At 63.7% G+C, this 22126-nt stretch carries 13 protein-coding genes and 2 pseudogenes; 10 read left to right on the top strand and 5 right to left on the bottom strand.

The window, feature by feature from the left end:
• Nucleotides 1-58 precede the first annotated feature (58 nt).
• Genes L6D64_RS11140 through hutG form a run of 3 tightly spaced genes read left to right on the top strand, consistent with a single transcriptional unit; the run spans nt 59 to nt 3485 of the window.
• Nucleotides 59-1450, top strand: a complete 1392-nt coding sequence (locus L6D64_RS11140; protein WP_176508150.1) for an amino acid permease — start codon at nt 59-61, stop codon at nt 1448-1450.
• A 15-nt stretch (nt 1451-1465) separates the two neighbouring features.
• Nucleotides 1466-2671 (top strand): imidazolonepropionase, encoded by a 1206-nt coding sequence (gene hutI / locus L6D64_RS11135; protein WP_176508151.1) that lies wholly within the window; start codon nt 1466-1468, stop codon nt 2669-2671.
• Between the two features lie 10 nt (nt 2672-2681).
• Nucleotides 2682-3485 carry an N-formylglutamate deformylase gene (hutG, locus tag L6D64_RS11130; protein ID WP_176508152.1) on the top strand — a complete coding sequence of 268 codons (804 nt, stop codon included), beginning with the start codon at nt 2682-2684 and terminating at the stop codon, nt 3483-3485.
• Between the two features lie 60 nt (nt 3486-3545).
• Here the strand turns inward: hutG and L6D64_RS11125 are convergent, their stop codons facing one another.
• Entirely contained in the window at nt 3546-9065 is a 5520-nt protein-coding gene (locus tag L6D64_RS11125) for a dermonecrotic toxin domain-containing protein (protein WP_236192412.1), read from the bottom strand.
• A gap of 169 nt (nt 9066-9234) precedes the next feature.
• Here L6D64_RS11125 and pip point away from each other — a divergent pair, with 169 nt between their 5' ends.
• The 7 genes from pip (at nt 9235) to L6D64_RS11090 (ending at nt 17973) form a co-directional block, all read left to right on the top strand.
• Entirely contained in the window at nt 9235-10206 is a 972-nt protein-coding gene (gene pip, locus L6D64_RS11120) for a prolyl aminopeptidase (protein WP_176508153.1), read from the top strand.
• Nucleotides 10203-10640, top strand: a complete 438-nt coding sequence (gene dtd, locus L6D64_RS11115) for a D-aminoacyl-tRNA deacylase (protein ID WP_176508154.1) — start codon at nt 10203-10205, stop codon at nt 10638-10640. Before pip ends, dtd begins: the two co-directional genes overlap by 4 nt.
• Nucleotides 10641-10903: 263 nt before the next feature.
• Nucleotides 10904-12640 carry a glucan biosynthesis protein G gene (locus L6D64_RS11110; RefSeq protein ID WP_219824758.1) on the top strand — a complete coding sequence of 579 codons (1737 nt, stop codon included), beginning with the start codon at nt 10904-10906 and terminating at the stop codon, nt 12638-12640.
• A complete protein-coding gene (gene mdoH, locus L6D64_RS11105; RefSeq protein ID WP_176508155.1) occupies nt 12633-15206 on the top strand; it encodes a glucans biosynthesis glucosyltransferase MdoH in 2574 nt (857 codons plus the stop codon). Before L6D64_RS11110 ends, mdoH begins: the two co-directional genes overlap by 8 nt.
• A gap of 200 nt (nt 15207-15406) precedes the next feature.
• Nucleotides 15407-16204 (top strand): transporter substrate-binding domain-containing protein, encoded by a 798-nt coding sequence (locus L6D64_RS11100; protein ID WP_025752328.1) that lies wholly within the window; start codon nt 15407-15409, stop codon nt 16202-16204.
• 79 nt (nt 16205-16283) lie between these two features.
• The gene (locus tag L6D64_RS11095) at nt 16284-17246 is read left to right on the top strand and encodes an amino acid ABC transporter permease (protein WP_176508156.1); all 963 of its coding nucleotides are present in this window, start codon (nt 16284-16286) and stop codon (nt 17244-17246) included.
• Nucleotides 17239-17973: an amino acid ABC transporter ATP-binding protein gene (locus L6D64_RS11090; RefSeq protein WP_176508223.1), complete on the top strand. Its 735-nt coding sequence runs from the start codon at nt 17239-17241 to the stop codon at nt 17971-17973. The genes L6D64_RS11095 and L6D64_RS11090 overlap by 8 nt, the downstream gene beginning before the upstream one ends.
• A gap of 92 nt (nt 17974-18065) precedes the next feature.
• Here L6D64_RS11090 and L6D64_RS28500 read toward each other — a convergent pair whose 3' ends face one another.
• From L6D64_RS28500 to L6D64_RS28625, 4 genes and pseudogenes are all read right to left on the bottom strand, one after another.
• Nucleotides 18066-18770, bottom strand: coding sequence for a methyl-accepting chemotaxis protein (locus L6D64_RS28500; protein WP_373874235.1), 705 nt, complete (start codon nt 18768-18770; stop codon nt 18066-18068).
• 198 nt (nt 18771-18968) lie between these two features.
• A pseudogene (locus L6D64_RS28495) lies at nt 18969-19919 on the bottom strand (methyl-accepting chemotaxis protein); the annotation flags it as partial.
• A 219-nt stretch (nt 19920-20138) separates the two neighbouring features.
• Nucleotides 20139-20852: a methyl-accepting chemotaxis protein gene (locus L6D64_RS28630; RefSeq protein ID WP_409519843.1), complete on the bottom strand. Its 714-nt coding sequence runs from the start codon at nt 20850-20852 to the stop codon at nt 20139-20141.
• Between the two features lie 141 nt (nt 20853-20993).
• Nucleotides 20994-22055 (bottom strand): annotated as a pseudogene (locus tag L6D64_RS28625) (methyl-accepting chemotaxis protein); the annotation flags it as partial.
• Nucleotides 22056-22126 lie beyond the last annotated feature (71 nt).

The following is a 22126-nucleotide window of genomic DNA, read 5'->3' as shown; positions in this document are numbered from 1 at the left end:
AGGCTGCAAGGCAGCCCCCTTCGATCTCACGACCACAAAAACAATTTAAGGACGTGACATGCAACAAGCTCAAGGTCTCAAGCGCGGGCTAACGGCCCGCCACATCCGTTTCATGGCCCTTGGCTCCGCCATCGGTACCGGCCTGTTCTACGGCTCCGCCTCGGCGATCCAGATGGCCGGCCCGGCTGTGCTGCTGGCCTACCTGATTGGCGGCGCTGCGGTATACATGGTCATGCGCGCCCTCGGCGAAATGGCCGTGCACAACCCGGTGGCCGGTTCTTTCGGCCACTACGCCACCACCTACCTCGGCCCCATGGCCGGCTTCATCCTCGGTTGGACCTACGCCTTCGAAATGGTCATCGTGGCCATCGCCGACATCACCGCCTTCGGCATCTACATGGGCTTCTGGTTCCCGGAAGTGGCCCGCTGGATCTGGGTGCTGGGCATCGTCTTCGTGATCGGCGGCCTCAACCTGTGCAACGTCAAGGTGTTCGGCGAGATGGAGTTCTGGCTGTCGCTGCTCAAGGTCGGCGCCATCGTGGCGATGATCCTGGCCGGCATCGGCATCATGGCCTTCGGTTTCAGCCAGGTGAGCGGCGAACACGCTGCCGGCATCAGCAACCTGTTCGAACATGGCGGCTTCATGCCCAATGGCATCGGCGGCCTGATCGCCTCGTTCGCCGTGGTGATGTTCGCCTTCGGTGGCATCGAAATCATCGGCGTCACCGCCGGTGAAGCCAAGGACCCGCAGCGCGTCATCCCCAAGGCGATCAATGCCGTGCCCCTGCGCATCCTGCTGTTCTATGTGCTGACCCTGTTCGTGCTGATGTGCCTGTACCCGTGGCCGCAGATCGGCAGCGAAGGCAGCCCGTTCGTGCAGATCTTCAGCCACCTCGGTATTGGCTCGGCCGCTGCCGTGTTGAACATCGTGGTGATCTCGGCGGCGATCTCGGCCATCAACAGCGATATCTTCGGCGCCGGCCGCATGATGTACGGCCTGGCCCAGCAAGGCCATGCGCCGCGCAGCTTCGGCCAGTTGTCGAAGCACGGCGTGCCATGGATGACCGTGGTCGTGATGGGCGCGGCGCTGCTGGTCGGCGTACTGCTCAACTACCTGATCCCGGAAAACGTGTTCCTGCTGATTGCCTCCATCGCCACCTTCGCGACCGTGTGGGTGTGGCTGATGATCCTGGTCACCCAGGTGGCCATGCGCCGCAGCATGAGCGCTGAAGAGACGGCCCAGCTGAAGTTCCCGGTGCCGTTCTGGCCATACGGCCCGGCCATGGCCATTGCCTTCATGGTGTTCATTTTCGGTGTGCTCGGTTACTTCCCCGATACCCAGGCGGCCTTGCTGGTCGGGGTGGTCTGGGTGGTGTTCCTGGTGGCGTCCTACCTGCTGTGGTGCAAGCCACGCGCAGGCAAGCACGTGCCGGTCGAGCTGCACCGCTAGTCAAGGAGATCGCATATGAGAACCCTCTGGCAGCACTGCCACGCGGCAACCCTGGCCGATGGCCGTTACTCGATCATCGAGGACGCGGCCATTGTCACCAGCGCCGGGCTGATCGAATGGATCGGCCCCCGCGCCGAGCTGCAGCCATTCGCGCTTGACCGCACGGTGGACCTGGGCGGCGCCTGGGTCACCCCAGGGCTGATCGATTGCCACACTCATGCGGTGTTCGGCGGCAACCGCAGCGGTGAGTTCGAACAGCGCCTGCAAGGCGTGAGCTATGCCGAAATCGCCGCCCAGGGCGGTGGTATCGCCAGCACCGTGCGGGCCACCCGTGCGGCCAGCGAGGACGAGCTGTTCGCCAGCGCTCGCCAGCGGGTTCAGGCGTTGATGCGCGATGGCGTGACCACGATCGAGGTCAAGTCCGGCTACGGCCTGGACCTGGTCAACGAGCGCAAGATGCTGCGCGTGGCCCGGCGCCTGGCCGACGAGCTGCCGCTGGCCGTTCGCACCACCTGCCTGGCTGCCCACGCCTTGCCTCCGGAATATGCAGGCAGGGCGGATGACTACATCGCGCATATCTGTGACGAGATGCTGCCGGCTTTGGCCGCCGAAGGCCTGGTGGATGCCGTAGACGCTTTCTGCGAGCACCTGGCGTTCTCGCCGGCACAGGTCGAAAAGGTGTTCATCAAGGCGCACGAACTGGGCCTGCCGGTGAAACTGCATGCCGAGCAATTGTCTTCGCTGCATGGCTCCAGCCTGGCGGCGCGTTATCAGGCGCTGTCAGCCGATCACCTGGAATTCATGACCGAGCAAGACGCTATCGCCATGGCCGCAGCCGGTACGGTCGCTGTGCTGTTGCCGGGCGCCTTCTACTTCCTGCGCGAAACCCAGCTGCCGCCGATGGACGCCCTGCGCCGCCACGGTGTGAAAATTGCCCTGGCCAGCGACCTCAACCCGGGGACTTCGCCAGGGTTGTCGTTGCGCCTGATGCTGAACATGGGTTGCACGCTGTTCCGCATGACCCCGGAAGAGGCCCTGGCCGGCGTCACGCTGCATGCCGCTACGGCGCTGGGCCTGGGGGGCAGCCACGGTTCGCTTGAGGTCGGCAAGGTCGCCGACTTCGTCGCCTGGCAGATTGCCCGTCCCGCCGACCTGGCCTACTGGCTCGGCGGCGACCTGCCCAAGCGCGTGGTGCGCAAGGGCCACGAAATACTTAACTGAGCGAGGCACGATGGACAAGGTACTGAGTTTTCACCAAGGCCGCCTGCCGCTGCTGATCAGCATGCCCCATGCCGGCCTCAAGCTGACCCCGGCCGTGGACCGTGGCCTGGTCGAGCAGGCCCGTAGCCTGCCCGACACTGACTGGCACATTCCGCGCCTGTACGATTTCGCTCGTGAGCTGGGTGCCAGCGTGGTGGCGGCGGAGTACTCGCGCTTCGTCATCGACCTGAACCGCCCGGACGACGACAAGCCGCTGTACGCCGGTGCCACCACCGGCCTGTATCCGGCCACGCTGTTCGATGGCGAGCCGCTGTTCAAGGACGGGCTGGAGCCGACCGCCGAGGAACGCAAGACGTATCTTGAGTCGATCTGGCGCCCTTATCACAACACCCTCCAGAGCGAACTGGCGCGCCTGCGCGAGGCCCATGGCTACGCACTGCTGTGGGACGCCCACTCGATCCGTTCGCTGATCCCGCACCTGTTCGATGGCAAGCTGCCGGACTTCAACCTGGGCACCTTCAATGGGGCCAGTTGCGATCCGCAACTGGCCGAGCGGTTGCAAGCGGTATGTGCCCAGGCGCAAGGCTACAGCCAGGTGCTCAACGGGCGCTTCAAGGGGGGGCATATCACCCGTCACTACGGCGCTCCGACCAACCATGTTCATGCGGTACAGCTGGAGCTGGCGCAAAGCACCTACATGGATGAAACCGAGCCGTTCACCTACCGTGAAGAGCTGGCCCGGCCGACGCAGCAGGTACTCAGGGCGCTGTTGCAGGCACTGCTGGCGTGGGGCGAGGAGCGGTACGGGCGGTGACCGTCACCGGTTGATAACGGCGACGCGACGCAGGGCATGCGCGTCGCCAGTCAGCAGGCGTCAGTTGTCAGCGACGCTGTTGATCTGCGCGAGGGTAAGTTCGCGCAGCAGCGCTTGCTCTTCGAGGTTCTTGTCTTCCAGCAGGCCTTGCTGCAGGTTCAACTCGTCCTGAAGCGGGTGGTCCATGCTGGCCAGCTCGAGTACGCGCAGACGGAAGCGAGCCTCTATTTCGGCAAAGCGATCGGCATGTTCGGCGCGCAGGCGCGTGGTCCAGTCGCTGTTCGCCAGCATATAGTCGACCAGTGCATCGCTCAGCTCACGCTGGCGGACCTTGTCCAGTACGCTGGACAGCTCACCACGCGCCAGGTTCGCTGCACCGCGAAAACGCATGCTGTCAGCGATCGGTAGGTCCAGCTCCTTGGCCAGGTCGCGGCGGTAGGCCAGTCTCACCGAAACTATGTCTCCCGAGCCAGTCCTGTGTTCGGCCAGTTCCTCCAGCTGATCGATCCGGAACAGCTGCAGCAGGCGCCGACTCAGCGCTTGCAGCGTATCGCCTGCGTCGACCAGTACGTGCTGGTTCATCAGATACAGTTCGATGCTGTTGAAGGTCTGCAACGCACCATCATGGCAGGTCTGCGCCCCGGTCACAGGGTTGGGCAAGCCTTCCTGGGCGATCTGCTCCATCGTTGCGCGTTCTACCTCGTTGCTGAGCGCCGCCACCAGCATCAGACGTACCCGCTCGCAGAAGGTGTTTCGCGTGTTCGGGTCGACATAGGGCGCAGCATTGTGCAAGCGGCCCACCAGGCGCAGCAGGTCGCTGCCCTCCAGCCGCTGCCAGCAGTCCTGCAATGCTTCGTTCTGCGCCTCGTTGCCCAGCAGCCAGTCCTCCAGCCTAGGTGTATCGTCGCCCAGCAGAGGGAAGTGCGGATGGTCGAGTGAGCCTTCACTCGAGGAGTTGACCAATTGCAGGTTGCCAGGGATATCCAGGGCGAAGGAATAACTGTGCTGGCTGTCCGAAAATGCCCTTACACGCAGGATGGTATCGAGCGGCAATGGGTTATCGAACAGGGCGATTGACGAGATCGGCATCGTGTTGTTCAGGTTGGACAGGATGTGCTCGGGCAACTCACTGATATTGTTCGAGCTCAAGTCCAGCAGTTCGAGGGGCAACAGGCTGTCACACCAGCTTGGCCAGGCCTGCAGGTTCATGTTGGTCAGCGCCAGTGACTGCAGGTTGCGCGACAGCTGTGCGGGCACCTGCCTGATGCTGCCTGTGCGGTTGCCGGACAGGTCTATCGAGGTGAGGTGTTCCAGCCGCGCGAAGATGTCGAGCATGGACTGGTCGACCTCCAGGCCCATGTTGCGAAACTCCAGGTAGGTGAGTTGAGGCATACGTGCCAGTGCAGAGACCAGCGCAGGTGTGGCTTCCTGGTGGGCATCGATGGACAACCGGGTGACATTGGGAAAACGACGCAGCAGCTCGTCGAGCTGTGAAGCGCTGCCACGCAGGCGGGTCAAGCTCAGCGCTCGTACGCGCTCGCCGAAGAACGCCGGCAGCCGCCGGGGGAAATGTTCGATGGCCACATCCTCGAGTTGCAGCCGCAGGTACTGCTGCCCCCGTTCCTGTTGTTGCCAGAATTCACTGATCGCGGCCTCGATGCGCTGCCTGTCCGCCAGTGCCTCCTGGGTCAGTGGGTTGCTCGAACTGGAAGCGTGGGCCCAGCCATCGATTGCGTCCCGCATCTGCTGGCGCTCGTTGCGGATACGGCTGAGTTGTTCGCTGAGCGCGACGGGCTGGTCAATGGCGATTCCGGACAGGTCGACGCCCTCGGTGAGCAGCAAACGCTGCAGATCGTTTGCATTGATGCTGTTGCCCTGCAGCGAAATGACGGGCGGGGTGGCCAGGGTCGCTGCTTCATTGAGCAGAAACGCAGGCAAGCCCCGCAGGTTGTTGTCGCGCAGGGACAGGTGGCCAATGCGGCCGAGGGCATCGCTGCCGATGCCGATGGGCCATTGTGACAATTGCATCTGGTTCAGGCCCAGGTAATCGAGGGTCAGCTCGTGAAAGCTGGGGCTGTTGTTCGGCGCCAGCCGATTGCCGCTCAAGTCCAGATAGCGCAATTGGCCAAGCCCGGACAACAGGTTCAGGTCGCTCTCGGACAGCGCGATGTTCTGATGGGTCAATGTCAGGCGTTGCAAGCGTGGCAGGCTCTCGGTGATGGTCGGCACACTGAACACGAAGGACGAGGGTGTTGCCCTGGGGTCGTAGGGTCGGCTGATCTCCAGGGACTCGATGTTTCGCATCTGACCGAGCAGGCGTTGCAGCAGGCGCTCGTTCTGCGCCCAGCCTGCCAGGGATCCTGATGGCAGGTCGACCAGGCTCAGGTTACGCACCCGGGTGGTGAAGAAGTCGGGCAGGGTCAGGGGTATATCGACCAGGGGGACGCGGGTAATACGCAGCTCGGCAGCACGCTCGGCAGTTTCGTCCAGCGCGATGTCGTACCAGTGCTGCAGGATCGACTCGCGCAGGCTGTCGTAGTCGCGTGCTGCCTGGTCGGTTGCCGGTGATATGGCTTCGCTCCAGTCATCCAGCCGGCTTTGCAGTTCGTTGCGTTGTTCGAGCAATGTCTGCAGATGCTCGAGCACTTGCGGCGGTGTTCGGCTGAGGGAAAGATCGCCCAGAATCTGCTCTGCCGAGCGGCCGGTACGTGCGGCCAGCCCGGTCGCCTCGACGGCCTCGAGCAGGCGTGCGCGGCTAACGCCTTGTGCAGCTGCGCCACCGCCACTGAGCGGGTAGCCCAGGCGGCCATCGGCCAGGCGCATGGGCGAGCGGTAACCGGGGCGCACCGGCTGCATGCGCAGCAACGCCCTCAGCGCCGGGCGGGGGAGTAACGGGCTTTCCTTGATCAGCTGCTCGAGCGCCAGCTGGTCGGCAATCTGCATTTCCGTCATGGCTGCTGGCAGAGCCTGGTACAAGGCCGCATAAAGGCTGGGGTAAAGGTTCACCACTGCATCCGGCTGGCTTTCGTCATGAACGATGTACCCGGCCTCGGCGTGGGTAATGGTTTTGTACGGGTGCCCCCCCAGCGGGCCCAGCTCATAGTCCTGTGCCGGCCAGGTCAGACGCTGCAGCAGCCGCACTCGAGTTGCGGCGGGCCAGGCCGGTAGCTGCGCCAGGGTATGTACGATCAGGCGGTCGCTGTCCCAGTTCGCCACGCAGGACAGGTACAACCCTTCGTAGGCTCGGGCCAGGCGGATCTGTTGTTGGTAGACGCGAATTTCTTCGTTGAGGCGCAGTGACACCTTGCCGTTGCCGAGCATCTGCAGTTCGTTGCTGTCGGCGGCGCGGGCCAGTTCATTGGCCACCACTGCTGGCAACCGTGGGTAGACCCGCTGCAGGGCCTCGGCACCCGGCGCGGGTGCGATCGGCAGGGCGCTATAGGCCCTTTGGAATTCGGCAGGTCGCGTGCTGGCGCCAGGGCGCAGGCGGAGGGTGTCGTCCAGCCTGAAACGCTGCAAGGTGTCTTCGAGCAATGCCGGCAGCCGTTGGCTGGTCGCCAGGGTACGACGCAGTTGATCTTCGTCGCTTCCGCTGATGGCGACGATGCGCTCTAGCGTCGCCTCGTCGAAATGCGCGTTCAAATGGCCGATACGGCGCAGCAACTGCGTGCCAGTCCAGCTCAGCGGCCGATCCGTTCCGAGCAGCCAGGCGCCGGCGCCGTTATGCCGCAGTCGGGGTTGATAACGCCCAGGGTCTTGCGGATGTTGCAGGCGGTATTCGCCGGTTGCTGGTTCCTGCCTGACAATGTATTGGTCGCCCTGCACAACCAGCCAGTGCCTGCCGTCGTGCTGGCGCAGGCCGAGCGCGTCCGCCTCCAGGCCTGCGGGTAGCGCCTCGGTGCTGCGGTACGGGGCAAGGTCAGGTTTCCACAGCCTGACCTGACCATCGGGCGTTTCCACCTCGTCCAGTTCCTCGATGAACGACGGCGTTTCAACGGAAATACGCTCTACTTCCGGTTCTTCCTCATTGGCGCCATCAGCTGCTGGCGCCTCCGCTGCGCTGCCCTGCGCTTCCCTCAAGGCCTTGGCCGCCGCACTGAGGGCTGCCATGATCGCCACATTTTCGATGACATCGACCAGGTAGCCATAGGCAATGTCGCGTTCGTCGTTTTCCCAGGCCTCGATGCCGTCATACACCTCGAAAGCCAGCTGGGCCACACACACAGCCAGCATCGCCTCGCCCAGCCCGGGCACGAAGAAACCGGCGATGTTCAGGCCGGTGAGTACACGCCCGGCTATCAGTTCCCGGTGCGCCTGCGCGGTGCGCCGGTCGACGATTTCGGTCGGCACGGCATGGAACAGCGCATCTTTTTCATGGCGCTGGGCTTTCTGAAACGCCATGACACCCTGGAATGCTTGGCTGAACGGTGTTGCTACGGGATACAGGGTGGCATGCGGGTCGGCAACAGGCTCACGGACCCCTCGGATGCTCCAGCCCAGCGGGGTGAGCCGGTCCCTCAGGCGGGCAGTGATCGAGGCTTTGTCGCGGTCGGCGATGTGTTTGTCCAGATAGTGGATATCGGCCTGCAGCCGTTCCCCGAGCTCGGCCATCAAGGCTTCCTGGCTGGTGAACTCCTTGAGCGGCAGCAGGCTATCCTCCGGGATGTACAGGGCCACGGCCTGATGATCGAGGGCTTGCAGGGTGATGAGCACCACGCCGGTCAGTTCCGCCTCCCACAAGTCGAGCAGGCTGAACGTTACAGCCGAGCGGGCCGACGGCGCCTGGTCAAGGGGCGCGGCAAGGGCAGCGGTGTACAGTTGTTCGCTGATATCGCCCTTGAGCCGGGCGAAATGCAGGGTCTGCCTGAACGCCGAGACTTCGGCGCGCCCCAGGGTTTCATAGACGGCCAGTGCGGCTTCGTCGGCCTCTGCTTGCGGCATGCCAGCAGGGTAATAGATGGCATGCAACAGCTCGTGGTATTTGCCGCCGATATCGAGGGTACGGCACGAGCCGGCGAAAGCTTCGGCGGGGATTGGCACGGTATTGGTGATCGGCACCGTGCCCATGAAGCGGCGGTGATCAAGGATCACCGACTTTTCCAGCAAGGCACCGGGCACGTCCATGCCATGCTCTGCAGCGGCGTCCTGGTCGAAGTTGTGCAGCGCGCAATGGAGCAGCGAACGGGTGGCCCGGTCGATCGCCTGACGACTGCCGATGGTATTGCCAGGGTTGATCAGACGGGTATCGACCAGGTAGGTATTGCGTACGTCCAGGTCAAGCCCGAAGCGCTGCCGGATGGCAGCAGTCAACGTTTCGCTGGCGTAGGTCTCAAGGTCCGGTAGCTGCTCGAACAGTCTGTGCACCTGCGCCTGATGCTCGCGATGACGGGCGTGTTCTTCCTGCCATGCTCTGGCGATGTCCGGTTGTCGCTGGATCGCTGCCGGCAGCCAGGTGGGGGCCTGTTGCCAGTTGCGCATCGCGCGGTGGGTTTCGGGCGGCGCAAGCTTGAGCCAGGCGGGGATCTTGCGTTCGATGGTGGCGTAATGAACGCCAGGCTGGGAAATCGCCGGGTTTGGCATTTGGGCGGCCTCGCATGATTGGGCAAGGGACTATCAGCGGGTTGCCTGGCCTGTGGGAGGTAGATATGTCTGCCGCTGCGCAGCGGAGGTGTCAGAGAGGACGGTGCTGAAAGCGCAATTCAGGTTTATGATGGCCCACGGCCGACCCAAACCTCACACGGAGTGCGCAATGCAGACCCTCTACCCGCAGATCAAACCCTACGCCCGGCATGATCTGGCCGTGGAAGCGCCGCATGTGCTGTATGTCGATGAAAGCGGCTCGCCGGAAGGTCTGCCCGTGGTGTTCATCCACGGTGGCCCAGGCGCGGGCTGTGATGCCCAGAGCCGTTGCTACTTCGACCCCAACCTGTACCGCATCATCACTTTCGACCAGCGCGGCTGTGGCCGCTCCACGCCGCACGCGAGCCTGGAGAACAACACCACCTGGCACCTGGTCGAGGACCTTGAGCGCATCCGCAAGCACCTGGGCATCGAAAAATGGGTACTGTTCGGCGGCTCGTGGGGCTCGACCCTGGCGCTGGCCTACGCCCAGACCCATCCCGAGCGCGTTCACGGTCTGATCCTGCGCGGCATCTTCCTGTGCCGTCCGCAGGAAATCGAGTGGTTCTACCAGGAAGGCGCCAGCCGCATGTTCCCCGACTATTGGCAGGACTACATCGCACCGATCCCAGCGGAGGAGCGGGGTGACCTGGTCAAGGCCTTCCACAAGCGCCTGACCGGCAACGACCAGATCGCCCAGATGCACGCGGCCAAGGCCTGGTCCACCTGGGAGGGCCGGACCGCCACGCTGCGCCCGAACCCGCTGGTGGTCGACCGCTTCTCCGAGCCACAGCGCGCGCTGTCGATTGCCCGCATCGAATGCCATTACTTCATGAACAATGCGTTCCTGGAGCCCGACCAGCTGATTCGCGACATGCCGAAGATTGCCCACCTGCCGGCGGTGATCGTGCATGGCCGCTACGACGTGATCTGCCCGCTGGACAACGCCTGGGCGCTGCACCAGGCCTGGCCGAACAGCGAGTTGAAGGTGATCCGCGACGCCGGGCATGCCGCCTCCGAGCCAGGTATCACCGATGCCCTGGTGCGTGCGGCCGACCAGATGGCGCGCCGTCTGCTCGACCTGCCGCTGGAAGAAGCATGAAGGGCTTGCTGCAACGCGTGCGTGGCGCACGCGTGGAAGTGGGCGGGCAGATTGTCGGTGCCATTGACCAGGGCTTGCTGGTGCTGGTGGCGGTGGAGCCTGAAGATACCCGTGAACATGCCGACAAACTGTTGCACAAGCTGCTGAACTATCGCGTGTTCAGTGACGAGCAGGGCAAGATGAACCTGTCGCTCAAGGATGTCGGTGGCGGCCTGCTGCTGGTTTCCCAGTTCACCCTGGCGGCTGATACCCGCAGCGGCATGCGGCCGAGCTTCTCGACCGCCGCACCACCGGCGCTCGGGGCGGAATTGTTCGACTATCTTTTGGGCAAGGCACGCGGCCAGCATGCCGATGTGGCAAGCGGGCGCTTCGGTGCAGACATGCAGGTGCACCTGGTCAATGATGGCCCTGTGACATTCTTGTTACAAATATGAGGTCGAAAAACCCTTTGTTTATAGGAAAACAAGGGGTTTTGTACGATAAATAGTTAGTCCACACTGATGCGTTGTAACGCATCCTGCTGGATAATCGCGCGCTGCGTGAGCCTGCGTTCGCAGGTTCGTTTCACTCTGACTCGAGCATTGTCTGGACCCGTTTGGGGAATCATTAGGCCCTCATGGGGTCCGAACAGTGCTCGCCAACCCGGCATTTGTCGCTGGCCGTTGGTTTCATGATCTGTTTTCGGCGAGGGTTGCTCGTGATTGTTAGTCCCCAAAAAGCATCAAGAATCCCCGGCACCGGGCTGCGCAAGGCCCTGATGGCCAGTGTGGCACTGGTCGGCCTGATGAGCGCGGGCCAGCTGTGGGCATTCAATCTTGACGATGTTGCAGCCAAGGCAAAGGATCTGGCCGGCCAGAAATACGAAGCACCGAAGAGCAATCTGCCTGCGGTGTTCCGCGACATGAAGTTCGCGGACTACCAGAAGATCCACTTCCTCCAGGAAAAGGCCGAGTGGGCCAAGGACAAGACCCCGTTCAAGCTGTCCTTCTACCACCAGGGCATGCACTTCGACACACCGGTGAAGATCAACGAGATCACTGCCAGCAAGGTCGAGGAAATCAAGTACGACTCGAGCCGCTTCGAGTTCGGTGACGTGCCGCATGACCCGGAAACCGTCAAGAACCTCGGTTACGCCGGTTTCCGCGTGCTTTACCCGATCAACAAGGCCGACAAGCAGGACGAGATCATGACCCTGCTGGGGGCCAGCTATTTCCGCGTGGTCGGCAAGGGCCATGTGTACGGCCTGTCGGCCCGTGGCCTGGCCATCGACACCGCGCTGCCGTCGGGCGAGGAGTTCCCGCGCTTCACCGAGTTCTGGGTCGAGAAGCCAAAGCCGGCCGACAAGCACCTGGTGATCTACGCCTTGCTGGATTCGCCACGCTCCACCGGCGCCTACAAGCTGATCCTGCGCCCGGGCAGCGATACCGTGGTCGACGTGCAGTCGCGGGTGTTCCTGCGTGACCAGGTCAGCCGCCTGGGTATCGCCCCGCTGACCAGCATGTTCCTGTTCGGCCCCAACCAGCCCTCCAAGGTGCTGAACTATCGCCCGGCCCTGCATGACTCCGAAGGCCTGTCGATCCATGCCGGCAATGGCGAATGGCTGTGGCGCCCGCTGAACAACCCGAAACACCTGGCCGTGAGCAACTTCAGCGTCGAGAACCCGCGTGGTTTCGGCCTGATGCAGCGCCAGCGCGCCTTCAGCGACTTCGAAGACCTCGACGACAACTACCAGAAGCGTCCAAGTGCCTGGATCGAGCCGAAAGGTGACTGGGGCAAGGGCACCGTCGACCTGGTCGAGATCCCGACCGCCGACGAGACCAACGACAACATCGTTGCCTTCTGGAGCCCGGAGAAGCTGCCTGAACCCGGCAAGCCGTTCGAATACGCCTACCGCCTGCACTGGACCATCGACGAGCAGCAGTTCCAGGCCCCTGACCTGGGCTGGGTCAAGCAGACCCTGCGCTCCACCGGTGACGTCAAGCAGTCCAACCTGATCCGCCAGCCAGACGGCAGCGTCGCCTTCCTGGTCGACTTCGCCGGCCCGGCCCTTGCCGCCCTGCCGGAAGACACCCCGGTGCGCAGCCAGATCAGCGTTGGCGACAATGCCGAGGTGGTCGAGAACAATCTGCGCTATAACCCGGAGACCAAGGGCTGGCGCCTGACCCTGCGGCTGAAGGTCAAGGAAGCCAACAAGTCCACCGAAATGCGCGCTGCGCTGGTGCGTGACGTGCCGGTCGAGCCGGCCAAGCCTGCTGCTGAAACCAAGCAGGAAAAGGCAGCAACCAAGCACGCCAAGCATGAGAAGACCGCCAAGGCGGAACCAGCCAAGGCCGAACAACCCGCCGCCGATGCGGCACCCACCAACGGGACCCCGGCCACCACTGAAAAAGTGCTGACCGAGACCTGGAGCTATCAGTTGCCTGCCGATGAGTAACTCAAGCGCAAGGCCAGAATCGCTTGGCGAATACCTGGCCCACCTCCCACTGAGCGATGAGCAGCGCGCGGAACTCGCCAGCTGCACTTCGTTCAGTGAGCTGCACCAACGCCTGGCGGCCAACCCGGCCGCCAACGCCACCGAGGCCGTGCAGGCCTCGGTCGGCCCGCGCCTGACCGTGGGCAGCGCCGCCGAGCTGGAAGATGCCGAGATGCTCGGTGTCGACGGCAGCGGCCGCCTATGCCTGAAGATCGCGCCGCCGATCAAGCGCACCAAGGTCGTGCCCGAGCCATGGCGCACCAATGTGCTGATTCGCATGTGGCGGCGCATGACTGGCCGTGCCAACGCGCCGCAGCCGCCCAAGCGCGAGCTGCCCGCTGCGCGCTGGCGCACGGTCGGCTCGATCCGTCGTTACATCCTGCTTGCCCTCATGATTGGCCAGACCATCGTCGCTGGCTGGTACATGAAGGGCATCCTGCCGTACCAGGGCTGGTCGTTCGTCGACCTGAACGAAGTCGTCAACCAGCCGCTGTGGGACACCGTGGTGCAGGTTTGGCCGTATGCCTTGCAGACGTCCATCCTGGTGCTGTTCGGCATCCTCTTCTGCTGGGTGTCGGCAGGCTTCTGGACCGCGCTGATGGGCTTCCTCGAGCTGCTCACAGGGCGTGACAAATACAAGATTTCCGGCAGCAGTGCCGGCAACGAGCCGATTGCCCCCGAGGCGCGTACCGCGCTGGTGATGCCGATCTGCAACGAAGACGTGCCGCGTGTGTTCGCGGGCCTGCGGGCGACCTTCGAGTCGGTGGCGGCCAGCGGCAACCTCGACCGTTTCGACTTCTTCGTGCTCAGCGACACCAACGACACCGACATCGCCGTGGCCGAGCAACAGGCCTGGCTGGACGTGTGCCGCGAAACCAAGGGCTTCGGCCGCATCTTCTACCGCCGCCGCCGTCGCCGTGTGAAGCGCAAGAGCGGCAACCTCGACGACTTCTGCCGTCGCTGGGGTGGCGAGTACAAGTACATGGTCGTGCTCGACGCCGACAGCGTGATGAGTGGCGAGTGCCTGAGCAGCCTGGTGCGCCTGATGGAGGCCAACCCGGACGCCGGCATCATCCAGACCGGGCCGAAAGCCTCGGGCATGGATACCCTGTATGCGCGCATGCAGCAGTTCGCCACCCGCGTATACGGCCCGCTGTTCACCGCCGGCCTGCACTTCTGGCAGCTGGGCGAATCGCACTACTGGGGCCATAACGCGATCATCCGCATGAAGCCGTTCATCGAGCACTGTGCCCTGGCCCCGTTGCCGGGCAAAGGTGCGTTCGCCGGCGCCATCCTTTCCCACGACTTCGTCGAAGCCGCGCTGATGCGTCGCGCCGGCTGGGGCGTGTGGATTGCCTATGACCTGCCGGGCAGCTACGAAGAACTGCCGCCGAACCTGCTCGACGAGCTCAAGCGCGACCGCCGCTGGTGCCACGGTAACCTGATGAACTTCCGCCTGTTCCTGGTCAAGGGCATGCACCCGGTGCACCGTGCGGTGTTCCTCACCGGGGTGATGTCTTACCTGTCGGCGCCGCTGTGGTTCCTGTTCCTGGTGTTGTCGACGGCATTGCTGGCGACCAACACCCTGATGGAGCCGCAGTACTTCATCGAACCGTACCAGCTCTACCCGCTGTGGCCGCAGTGGCACCCGGAGAAGGCCGTGGCGCTGTTCTCCACCACAATCGTGCTGCTGTTCCTGCCCAAGCTGCTCAGCGTCATCCTGATCTGGGCCAAGGGTGCCGTCGAGTACGGTGGGCGCATCAAGGTCACCCTGTCGATGCTGATGGAGATGCTGTTCTCCATGCTGCTGGCGCCGGTACGGATGATCTTCCATACCCGCTTCGTGCTGGCGGCGTTCCTCGGCTGGGCGGCAACCTGGAACTCGCCGCAGCGTGACGACGACTCCACTCCGTGGAGCGAAGCGCTGCGCCGCCATGGTCCGCAGACCCTGCTGGGCTTCGCCTGGGCCGGGCTGGTGGCCTGGCTGAACCCGAGCTTCCTGTGGTGGCTGGCGCCGATCGTTGGCTCGCTGGTGCTGTCGATCCCGGTATCGGTCATCTCCAGCCGGACGCGCCTGGGCCTGGCGGCCAAGGACGAGAAGCTGTTCCTGATCCCCGAGGAGTACGCGACGCCGCAAGAACTGCTGGCTACCGACCAGTACACCCACGAGAACCGCTGGCATGCCCTGCATGACGGCTTCGTGCGTGCGGTGGTCGACCCTCGGCAGAACGCCCTGGCCTGCGCCATGGCCACCGCCCGCCACGGTCAGGCCGCGCCGATCGAGGCGCTGCGTGCCGAGCGCGTGGCCAAGGCGATCGAGGTCGGGCCGAAAGGGCTGGACCTCAACACCCGCCTGGCCTTGCTCAGCGACCCGGTGGCCTTGAGCCGCCTGCACGCGCAGGTCTGGGCAGAGCACAACGCGGCGTGGATCGATGTGTGGCGTGCCTCGATCAAGAACGACCCGCATTCGCCGTTGCTGCCGCTGCATCCGGAGAATGAAGGCCAGCCGGCACTCGTCGGCGCCTGATAGATCGCAATCGCGGATAAATCCGCTCCCACAGGAGCGGATTTATCCGCGATGCTTTTTTTGGCCAACAAAGTCCCCCCCGGCTCTAGGTCCAAGCGCCGCCATGCGTTAGCATCCCTTTCCGATAATCCGCATCGGCCAGCACGGCCATGCCAAGACAATAAGATTCGCTTCTTTACTTGCTAGGGGACTTGGTGATGATCAAGAAATATCTTTCGCGACTGCTGGTCGGTGTCACCGCCCTGGTCGCCGTAACGGCGGCACAGGCCGGCGCCATTGACGACGCGGTCAAGCGCGGCACCCTGCGGGTGGGCATGGACCCCACCTACATGCCGTTCCAGATGACCAACAAGCGCGGCGAGATCATCGGCTTCGAAGTCGATATCCTCAAGGCCATGGCCAAATCCATGGGCGTGAAGTTCGAGGCTGTTTCCACCGCATATGACGGCATCATCCCGGCCCTGCTGACCGACAAGTTCGACATGATCGGCAGCGGCATGACCCTGACCCAGGAACGCAACCTGCGCCTGAACTTCAGCGAACCCTTCATCGTGGTTGGCCAGACCCTGCTGATCCGCAAGGAGCTGGCGGGCGAGATCAAGTCGTACAAGGACCTGAACAACGAGAAGTACCGCCTGACCTCCAAGCTCGGCACCACCGGCGAGATGGTGTCCAAGAAGCTGATCGGCAAAGCCAAGTACCACGGCTACGACAACGAGCAGGAAGCGGTGATGGACGTGGTCAACGGCAAGGCTGACGCCTTCGTCTACGATGCGCCGTACAACGTGGTAGCGGTGGAGAAGGCCGGTGCCGGCAAGCTGCTGTTCCTCGAAGAGCCCTTCACCTATGAGCCGCTGGCCTTCGGCCTGAAGAAAGGCGACTACGACAGCATCAACTTCATCAACAACTTCCTGCACCAGATCAAGCATGACGGGACCTACGATCGTATTCACGACAAGTGGTTCAAGAACAAGGATTGGCTGAAGGAAATGGAATAAGGCCCAGGCCACAAGCCCGGCTTTATGACCCCGACGCGCAGGCAAACCCTGCGCGTTCGCATTTACGGAAGTACCCCACGTGATCAAACACAAGAAAGCCCAGTGGCCCTGGCATGGCTTGACCGCCCTGGTTCTGGTGGGCCTGGCGTTCAGCCTGTACATGGCCACTTCGATGATTTCCTACGAGTGGCGCTGGAACCGCGTACCGCAGTATTTCGCCTACAAGGCCGAGGAAACCCAGCGCGCAGCCGGTTACGGTACCGTGCAGGAAATCGTCATCTCCGGCGATAATGCCCGCGTCACGCTGAAGGACGAGAGTGGCGCCGAGCAGGTGCTCGAAGTGGCCAAGGACAGCCTGCAACTGAGCCGCGGCGATGACGTCGCCGAAGGCGACCCGATCGGCGTGACCCGTCACTGGGCCGCGGGCCCGCTGGCCTGGGGCTTGTGGACCACGCTGTGGATTTCGGTGGTGTCCGGTGCGCTGGGCCTGGTGATCGGCCTGTTCGCCGGCCTGTGCCGGTTGTCGAACAACCCGACCCTGCGCGACCTGTCGACGGTGTACGTCGAACTGGTGCGCGGCACGCCGTTGCTGGTGCAGATTTTCATCTTCTACTTCTTCATCGGCACCGTGCTCAACCTGTCCCGGGAGTTTGCCGGGGTGGCCGCGCTGGCGCTGTTCACCGGCGCCTATGTCGCGGAGATCGTCCGCGCCGGCGTGCAGTCCATTGCCAAGGGCCAGAACGAAGCCGCTCGCTCGCTGGGCCTGAACGCCGGCCAGTCGATGCGCCACGTGATCCTGCCACAGGCATTCAAGCGTGTGCTGCCACCGCTGGCCGGGCAGTTCATCAGCCTGGTCAAGGACACCTCGCTGGTGTCGGTGATCGCCATCACCGAGCTGACCAAGAGCGGCCGCGAGGCCATTACCACGTCGTTCTCGACCTTCGAGATCTGGTTCTGCGTGGCCGGCCTGTACCTGCTGATCAACCTGCCGCTGTCGCACATCGCCAGCCGGCTCGAGCGGAGGCTTGCGCAAAGTGATTGAAGTCCGTGACCTGCTGAAAGTCTTCGACACCCGTGGCCATGTGGTGCGGGCTGTGGATAACGTCACCACCCAGGTCGCCAAGGGCGAAGTGGTGGTGGTGCTCGGCCCGTCGGGTTCGGGCAAGTCGACCTTCCTGCGCTGCCTCAATGGCCTGGAGCATTTCGACGAAGGCCGCGTGGCCATCGACGGTCTGCAACTGGCCGACCCGAAGACCGACATCAACGCCTACCGCCGCGAAGTCGGCATGGTGTTCCAGCATTTCAACCTGTTCCCGCACATGACCGTGCTGGAAAACCTGTGCCTGGCGCAGAAGGTGGTGCGCAAGCGCAACAAGGCCGAGCGTGAGGCCAAGGCCCGGGCGTTGCTGGAGAAAGTCGGCATTGCGCAGAAGGCCAACGAGTATCCGTCGCGCCTTTCCGGCGGCCAGCAGCAGCGGGTGGCGATCGCCCGTGCCCTGGCGATGGACCCGAAGGTGATGCTGTTCGACGAACCGACCTCGGCGCTCGACCCGGAAATGGTCGGCGAGGTGCTGGACGTGATGAAGACCCTGGCCCAGGAAGGCATGACCATGGTCTGCGTCACCCACGAAATGGGCTTTGCCCGTGAAGTGGCGGACCGCGTGCTGTTCTTCGATCATGGCAAACTGCTGGAAGATTCGGCGCCGGCTGAGTTCTTTGCTGCGCCGAAAGACCCGCGGGCTCAGGCCTTCCTGCGCCAGGTGCTGTAACCGCAGTGGATTCATCGCGGATGAATCCGCTCCTACAGGAAGCAGCACAGATCCTGTGGGAGCGGTTCATCGGGGCGCCGGAGCGCCCGTTCCTACAGGTTGAACCGCCCGACCATCCCTCGCAATTGCCGCCCCAAGTGCTCCAGCTCCCCACTCGAAGCCGCGGTCTGTTCACTGGCCGTACTGGTCTGGTCCGACACATCCCTCACGCTGATCACGCTTCGGTTGATCTGCTCGGCCACCACGCTCTGTTCCTCGCTGGCCGTGGCGATCTGCTGGTTCATCCCCTGGATGCTCGATACCGTGTCGGTGATCTGCCCCAAGGCTTGCCCGGCCCTGCGGCTCAGCTCGACGCTTTGCTCGGTAAGACTCTTGCTGCTGTCCAGCAGCCGGTTCACTTCGTCGGTGCCGTTGTGCAGGCTGTCGATCAACTGGCCAATCTCTTCGGTCGCGGTCGAGGTTCGCTGGGCCAGGCCGCGCACTTCGTCGGCCACCACGGCAAAGCCGCGTCCGGCTTCACCGGCCCGTGCCGCTTCGATGGCTGCGTTCAAGGCCAGCAGGTTGGTCTGTTCGGACACCGACTTGATCACATCGAGAATGCTGCCGATGCGCTGGCTCTCGCCGGCCAGGTGCTGCATGGCGGCCAGGCAATGGTCCATCTGCCCCGCCAGTTGTTCGATACGGCCAATGGCTTCGCCAACCACCTGGTCACCCAGTTGCGCTTGCTGGTCGGCATTGGTGGCCGCCAGTGAAGCCTGTTCGGCGTTCTGCGCCACCTCCTGCACCGTGGCGCTCATCTGGTTCATGGCGGTGGCGACCTGGTCGGTTTCCTCGCGCTGCTGGTTGATGCGCAGCTTGGTGTCCTCACTGCTCGCTGCCAGCTGTGATGCCGCCTGGGAGAGCTGTCCGATACCCTGGTCGATGCCACCGATGAGTTCGCGCAGGCTGGCGATCATCTCGCTCATGCGGGTCTGTAGTTGTCCCATTTCGTCACGGCGCTGCACCGGTTCGAGCTGGCTCAGGTCGCCCTTGGCGATGCGCGCGGCCAACGCCAGCGTCTGGCGCAGCGGTTGGGTGATCTGCTGGGTAATCAACCACCCGGCGATGACGCCGACGATCAGGGCCAGCAGCGCCACACTGGTGAGCAAGGAGCGGGCAGCCACGGCCTCGCTGTCGCGTTGCTCCACCTTCCTGTCGCTCAGCTCCAGGCTGACGGCCCTGAGCTCGGTGCCCATCTGTTCCATTTCATTCTGCAACTGCTCGACCTGCAACGCCGTTTGGCGGTACTGCTCGAGGCTGCTGCGGTACTTGCCCAGTTCGATGCCAGGCTGTTCCGTCAGCGTGCGTGGCAGCCCCAGTGGCGCGAGGCCTTTGAGCAGTTGGCCGAGGCTGGTATCGGCGGCGTTCAGGGCGACATCGCCAACCTTGGCGAAGTCCTCGAGGGGCGAGAAGGTGTAGGCCGGCACCAGGCTTTGTTGATTGGCCGTGTCGACCTGACGGCTCAGGTTATCCATCAGCCCCAGCACGCCGCCCTGACTATCGGCAGGCATCTTCAGCAGGGCCTGGGTCTGCAGCTCGTCGATCACCTCATTGAGCTTCTGCTCCTGGGCCTGCATCGCCGTGCGGACTGCACGGCGCTCGTCGACACTGCGTTGCAACGTGGAGAAGGTATCGCGCAGGCGCTGTAGCAGCTGCAGCTTCTGGGTCAGCATCTGGCGTGTTTCATCGACGCTGCTGCGCTGCTGCAGGGTGGTCAGCATGGCGTCGAGCTGCTGCAGGATGCCGGCGATCTGCGCCTTGCTGGCGTCGTCCGCCAGCACCCGGTAGGTGATGCGCTCGGCGCGCAGGTCCTTGACCAGATCATTGATCTTGCCGATTTCGCTGAGCTGTTCCGAGCGGGTGATGGCGCCGTCCAGTGCGCGCCAGCCGCTGACCGTGGTGACCATGGTCAGCGCGAGGACCACGGCGAAGCCCAGGGCGAGCTTGGCGCCGACACTGATGTTGCCGAGCCTGTGATTGAGGTAGCCGAACATGGCAAGTCTCCGTCCAGTTGGTGGGGATGGGATGCTGGCGTAGTGCTGGCATCTCACCCCTGCCAATCGGCGGAGGGCTTGTAGGACTTGACCTGAAAGTTCTGTAGGAAAATTCAGCGCAAGTGCAGAGCTTCAGAGCCTGAATCGCCCGACCAACCCTTGCAGATGGGTGCCCAGGCGCGCCAGTTCGACGCTTGAGCTGGCGGTCTCCTCACTCGCTGCGGAGGTCTGGTCGGAGATATCGCGAACATTCATCACGCTGCGGTTGATCTCTTCGGCGGTGGCGCTCTGCTGCTCGGCGGCGGTGGCGATCTGCTGGTTCATGGCCTGGATCGACGACACCGTGTGGGTGATGGTTTCCAGCGAACTGCCGGCGCGGCGGGTCAGTTCGACGCTGCTGTCGGTCAATTGACGGCTGGCGTCCATTACACTGGCCACGCGCTGCGTGCCGTTTTGCAAGCCGGCGATCAGCTCTTCGATTTCCTCGGTGGATTGCTGGGTACGTTGGGCAAGGCTGCGCACCTCGTCGGCCACCACTGCAAAGCCGCGCCCGGCCTCACCCGCACGCGCCGCTTCGATGGCGGCATTGAGCGCCAGCAGGTTGGTCTGTTGGGCCACCGACTTGATCACATCAAGCACGCTGCCGATCTTGTCGCTTTCGGCCTTGAGCTGGTTCATCGCTTCGCTGGAATTGACCACTTCGCTGGCCAGGCGCTCGATCTGCGCGACCGCCTCGCTGACCACGCGATCGCCTTCGCGTGCCTGCTGGTCGGCCATGGCCGCCGCTTCCGAAGCTTGCTCGGCGTTGCGCGCCACTTCGTGGACGGTGGCAGCCATCTCGTTCATCGCAGTCGCTACCTGGTCGGTCTCGACCTTCTGATTGTTGACCCCGGCGCTGGTCTGCTCGGTGACCGCCGACAGCTCTTCGGCGGCGCTGGCGATCTGCGTCACGCCATCGCCGATGCCGCCGATCAGCTCGCGCAGGCCCTGGGTCATGCGTTGCATGCTGGCTTGCAACTGGCCGAGTTCGTCGCGGCGAGTCGAATGCAGGTCCTGGCGCAGGTCGCCGTTGGCCACGCGCTCTGCGGCAGCCAGGGTCTGGCGCAAGGGGACGATGATCTGCCGGGTAATGGCCCATGCCGCGAGCAGGCCCAGTACCAGGGCCAAGGCCGTGGCACCGCCGAGCATGACTTTGGCCTGGGCAGTGCCGGCATCACGCACTTCGGTTTGCGAAACGGTCATGGCCTCGCTGGTCTGCAGCAGCAGCGAGCCCTGTTCAGCCATGCGCTGCAACGCCTGTTCACTGGCGTCCTGGGCATTGCCGAACTGGGTGACCGCATCGCGGTAAGCGGCCAGCGCGCTGGCCGAGTCGTCGAGGCTGGCGGCATGTTCGGCCGGCAGCTTGGCCGGCAGTGCCTTGAGCACGCTCAGCGCCTCGTCGATGGCCTTGAGCGCGGTCTGCTGGAAGTCAGCGTTGCCGCTGTAGGTGTAGCCACGTACCTGGAAGCGCGCCTGTTGCACCAGTGCACTGACTTCCACGACCTGTTGGTACTGGCTGATGTCGCCGTTCTGCAGCAGGCGCTGTTGCACCCGGTTGATCAGTTCGACGGCCTTGTCGGCGCTGTCACCCAGCACGCCGCGGGCGGCCTCGCGGCGCTGGCCGGCCTGTTTGAGGTCGTTGAAGGCTTGCTGGTACTGGTTTACGGCGGCCTGCTGCTGTTGCAGGCGCTGGCGGTCGGTGGGCTGTTCGATCTGCCCGAGCATGAAGGTGATCTGCCGTTCGAGATTGCCCAGGGCCTTTTCCAGCTCGCCGATGGCCGCATCGCTGCGGTCACGCTGGTAGTGCTGGCGGGCGATGCGCAGCTCCTGGGTGTACTGGTGGATCACCGAGATGTTGCCCAGTTTGTCACCACGCTCGGTGACACTGTTCAAACCCTGCCAACCCGTAAAGGTGATGGCCAGGGTCAACACCAGCACCAGGCCAAAGCCCAGCCCCAATTTGCGATTGACGCTTACATTCCCGAGCGATTGGGAAAACCATTGGTACATGTTCGACTCCCCGGCAACGTGGCAGCACAGATTATTGTAGTGTTGCCAACGCCATCGGCTTGCGCCGGGGA

It is taken from the genome of Pseudomonas urethralis (assembly GCF_021602465.1).
Lineage (GTDB): Bacteria > Pseudomonadota > Gammaproteobacteria > Pseudomonadales > Pseudomonadaceae > Aquipseudomonas > Aquipseudomonas vlassakiae.
Note: the sequence above shows the minus strand (reverse complement) of the source record. Positions and strands in the feature narration are given on the sequence as shown.

Coding starts and splice junctions, on each gene's coding strand:
- L6D64_RS11140 (WP_176508150.1), top strand. CDS start 59: ATGCAACAAGCTCAAGGTCTCAAGCGCGGGCTAACGGCCCGCCACATC.
- hutI (WP_176508151.1), top strand. CDS start 1,466: ATGAGAACCCTCTGGCAGCACTGCCACGCGGCAACCCTGGCCGATGGC.
- hutG (WP_176508152.1), top strand. CDS start 2,682: ATGGACAAGGTACTGAGTTTTCACCAAGGCCGCCTGCCGCTGCTGATC.
- L6D64_RS11125 (WP_236192412.1), bottom strand. CDS start 9,065: ATGCCAAACCCGGCGATTTCCCAGCCTGGCGTTCATTACGCCACCATC.
- pip (WP_176508153.1), top strand. CDS start 9,235: ATGCAGACCCTCTACCCGCAGATCAAACCCTACGCCCGGCATGATCTG.
- dtd (WP_176508154.1), top strand. CDS start 10,203: ATGAAGGGCTTGCTGCAACGCGTGCGTGGCGCACGCGTGGAAGTGGGC.
- mdoH (WP_176508155.1), top strand. CDS start 12,633: ATGAGTAACTCAAGCGCAAGGCCAGAATCGCTTGGCGAATACCTGGCC.
- L6D64_RS28500 (WP_373874235.1), bottom strand. CDS start 18,770: ATGAGCGCCACGGTGCAGGAGGTGGCGCAGAACGCCGAACAGGCTTCA.
- L6D64_RS28630 (WP_409519843.1), bottom strand. CDS start 20,852: ATGAACGAGATGGCTGCCACCGTCCACGAAGTGGCGCGCAACGCCGAG.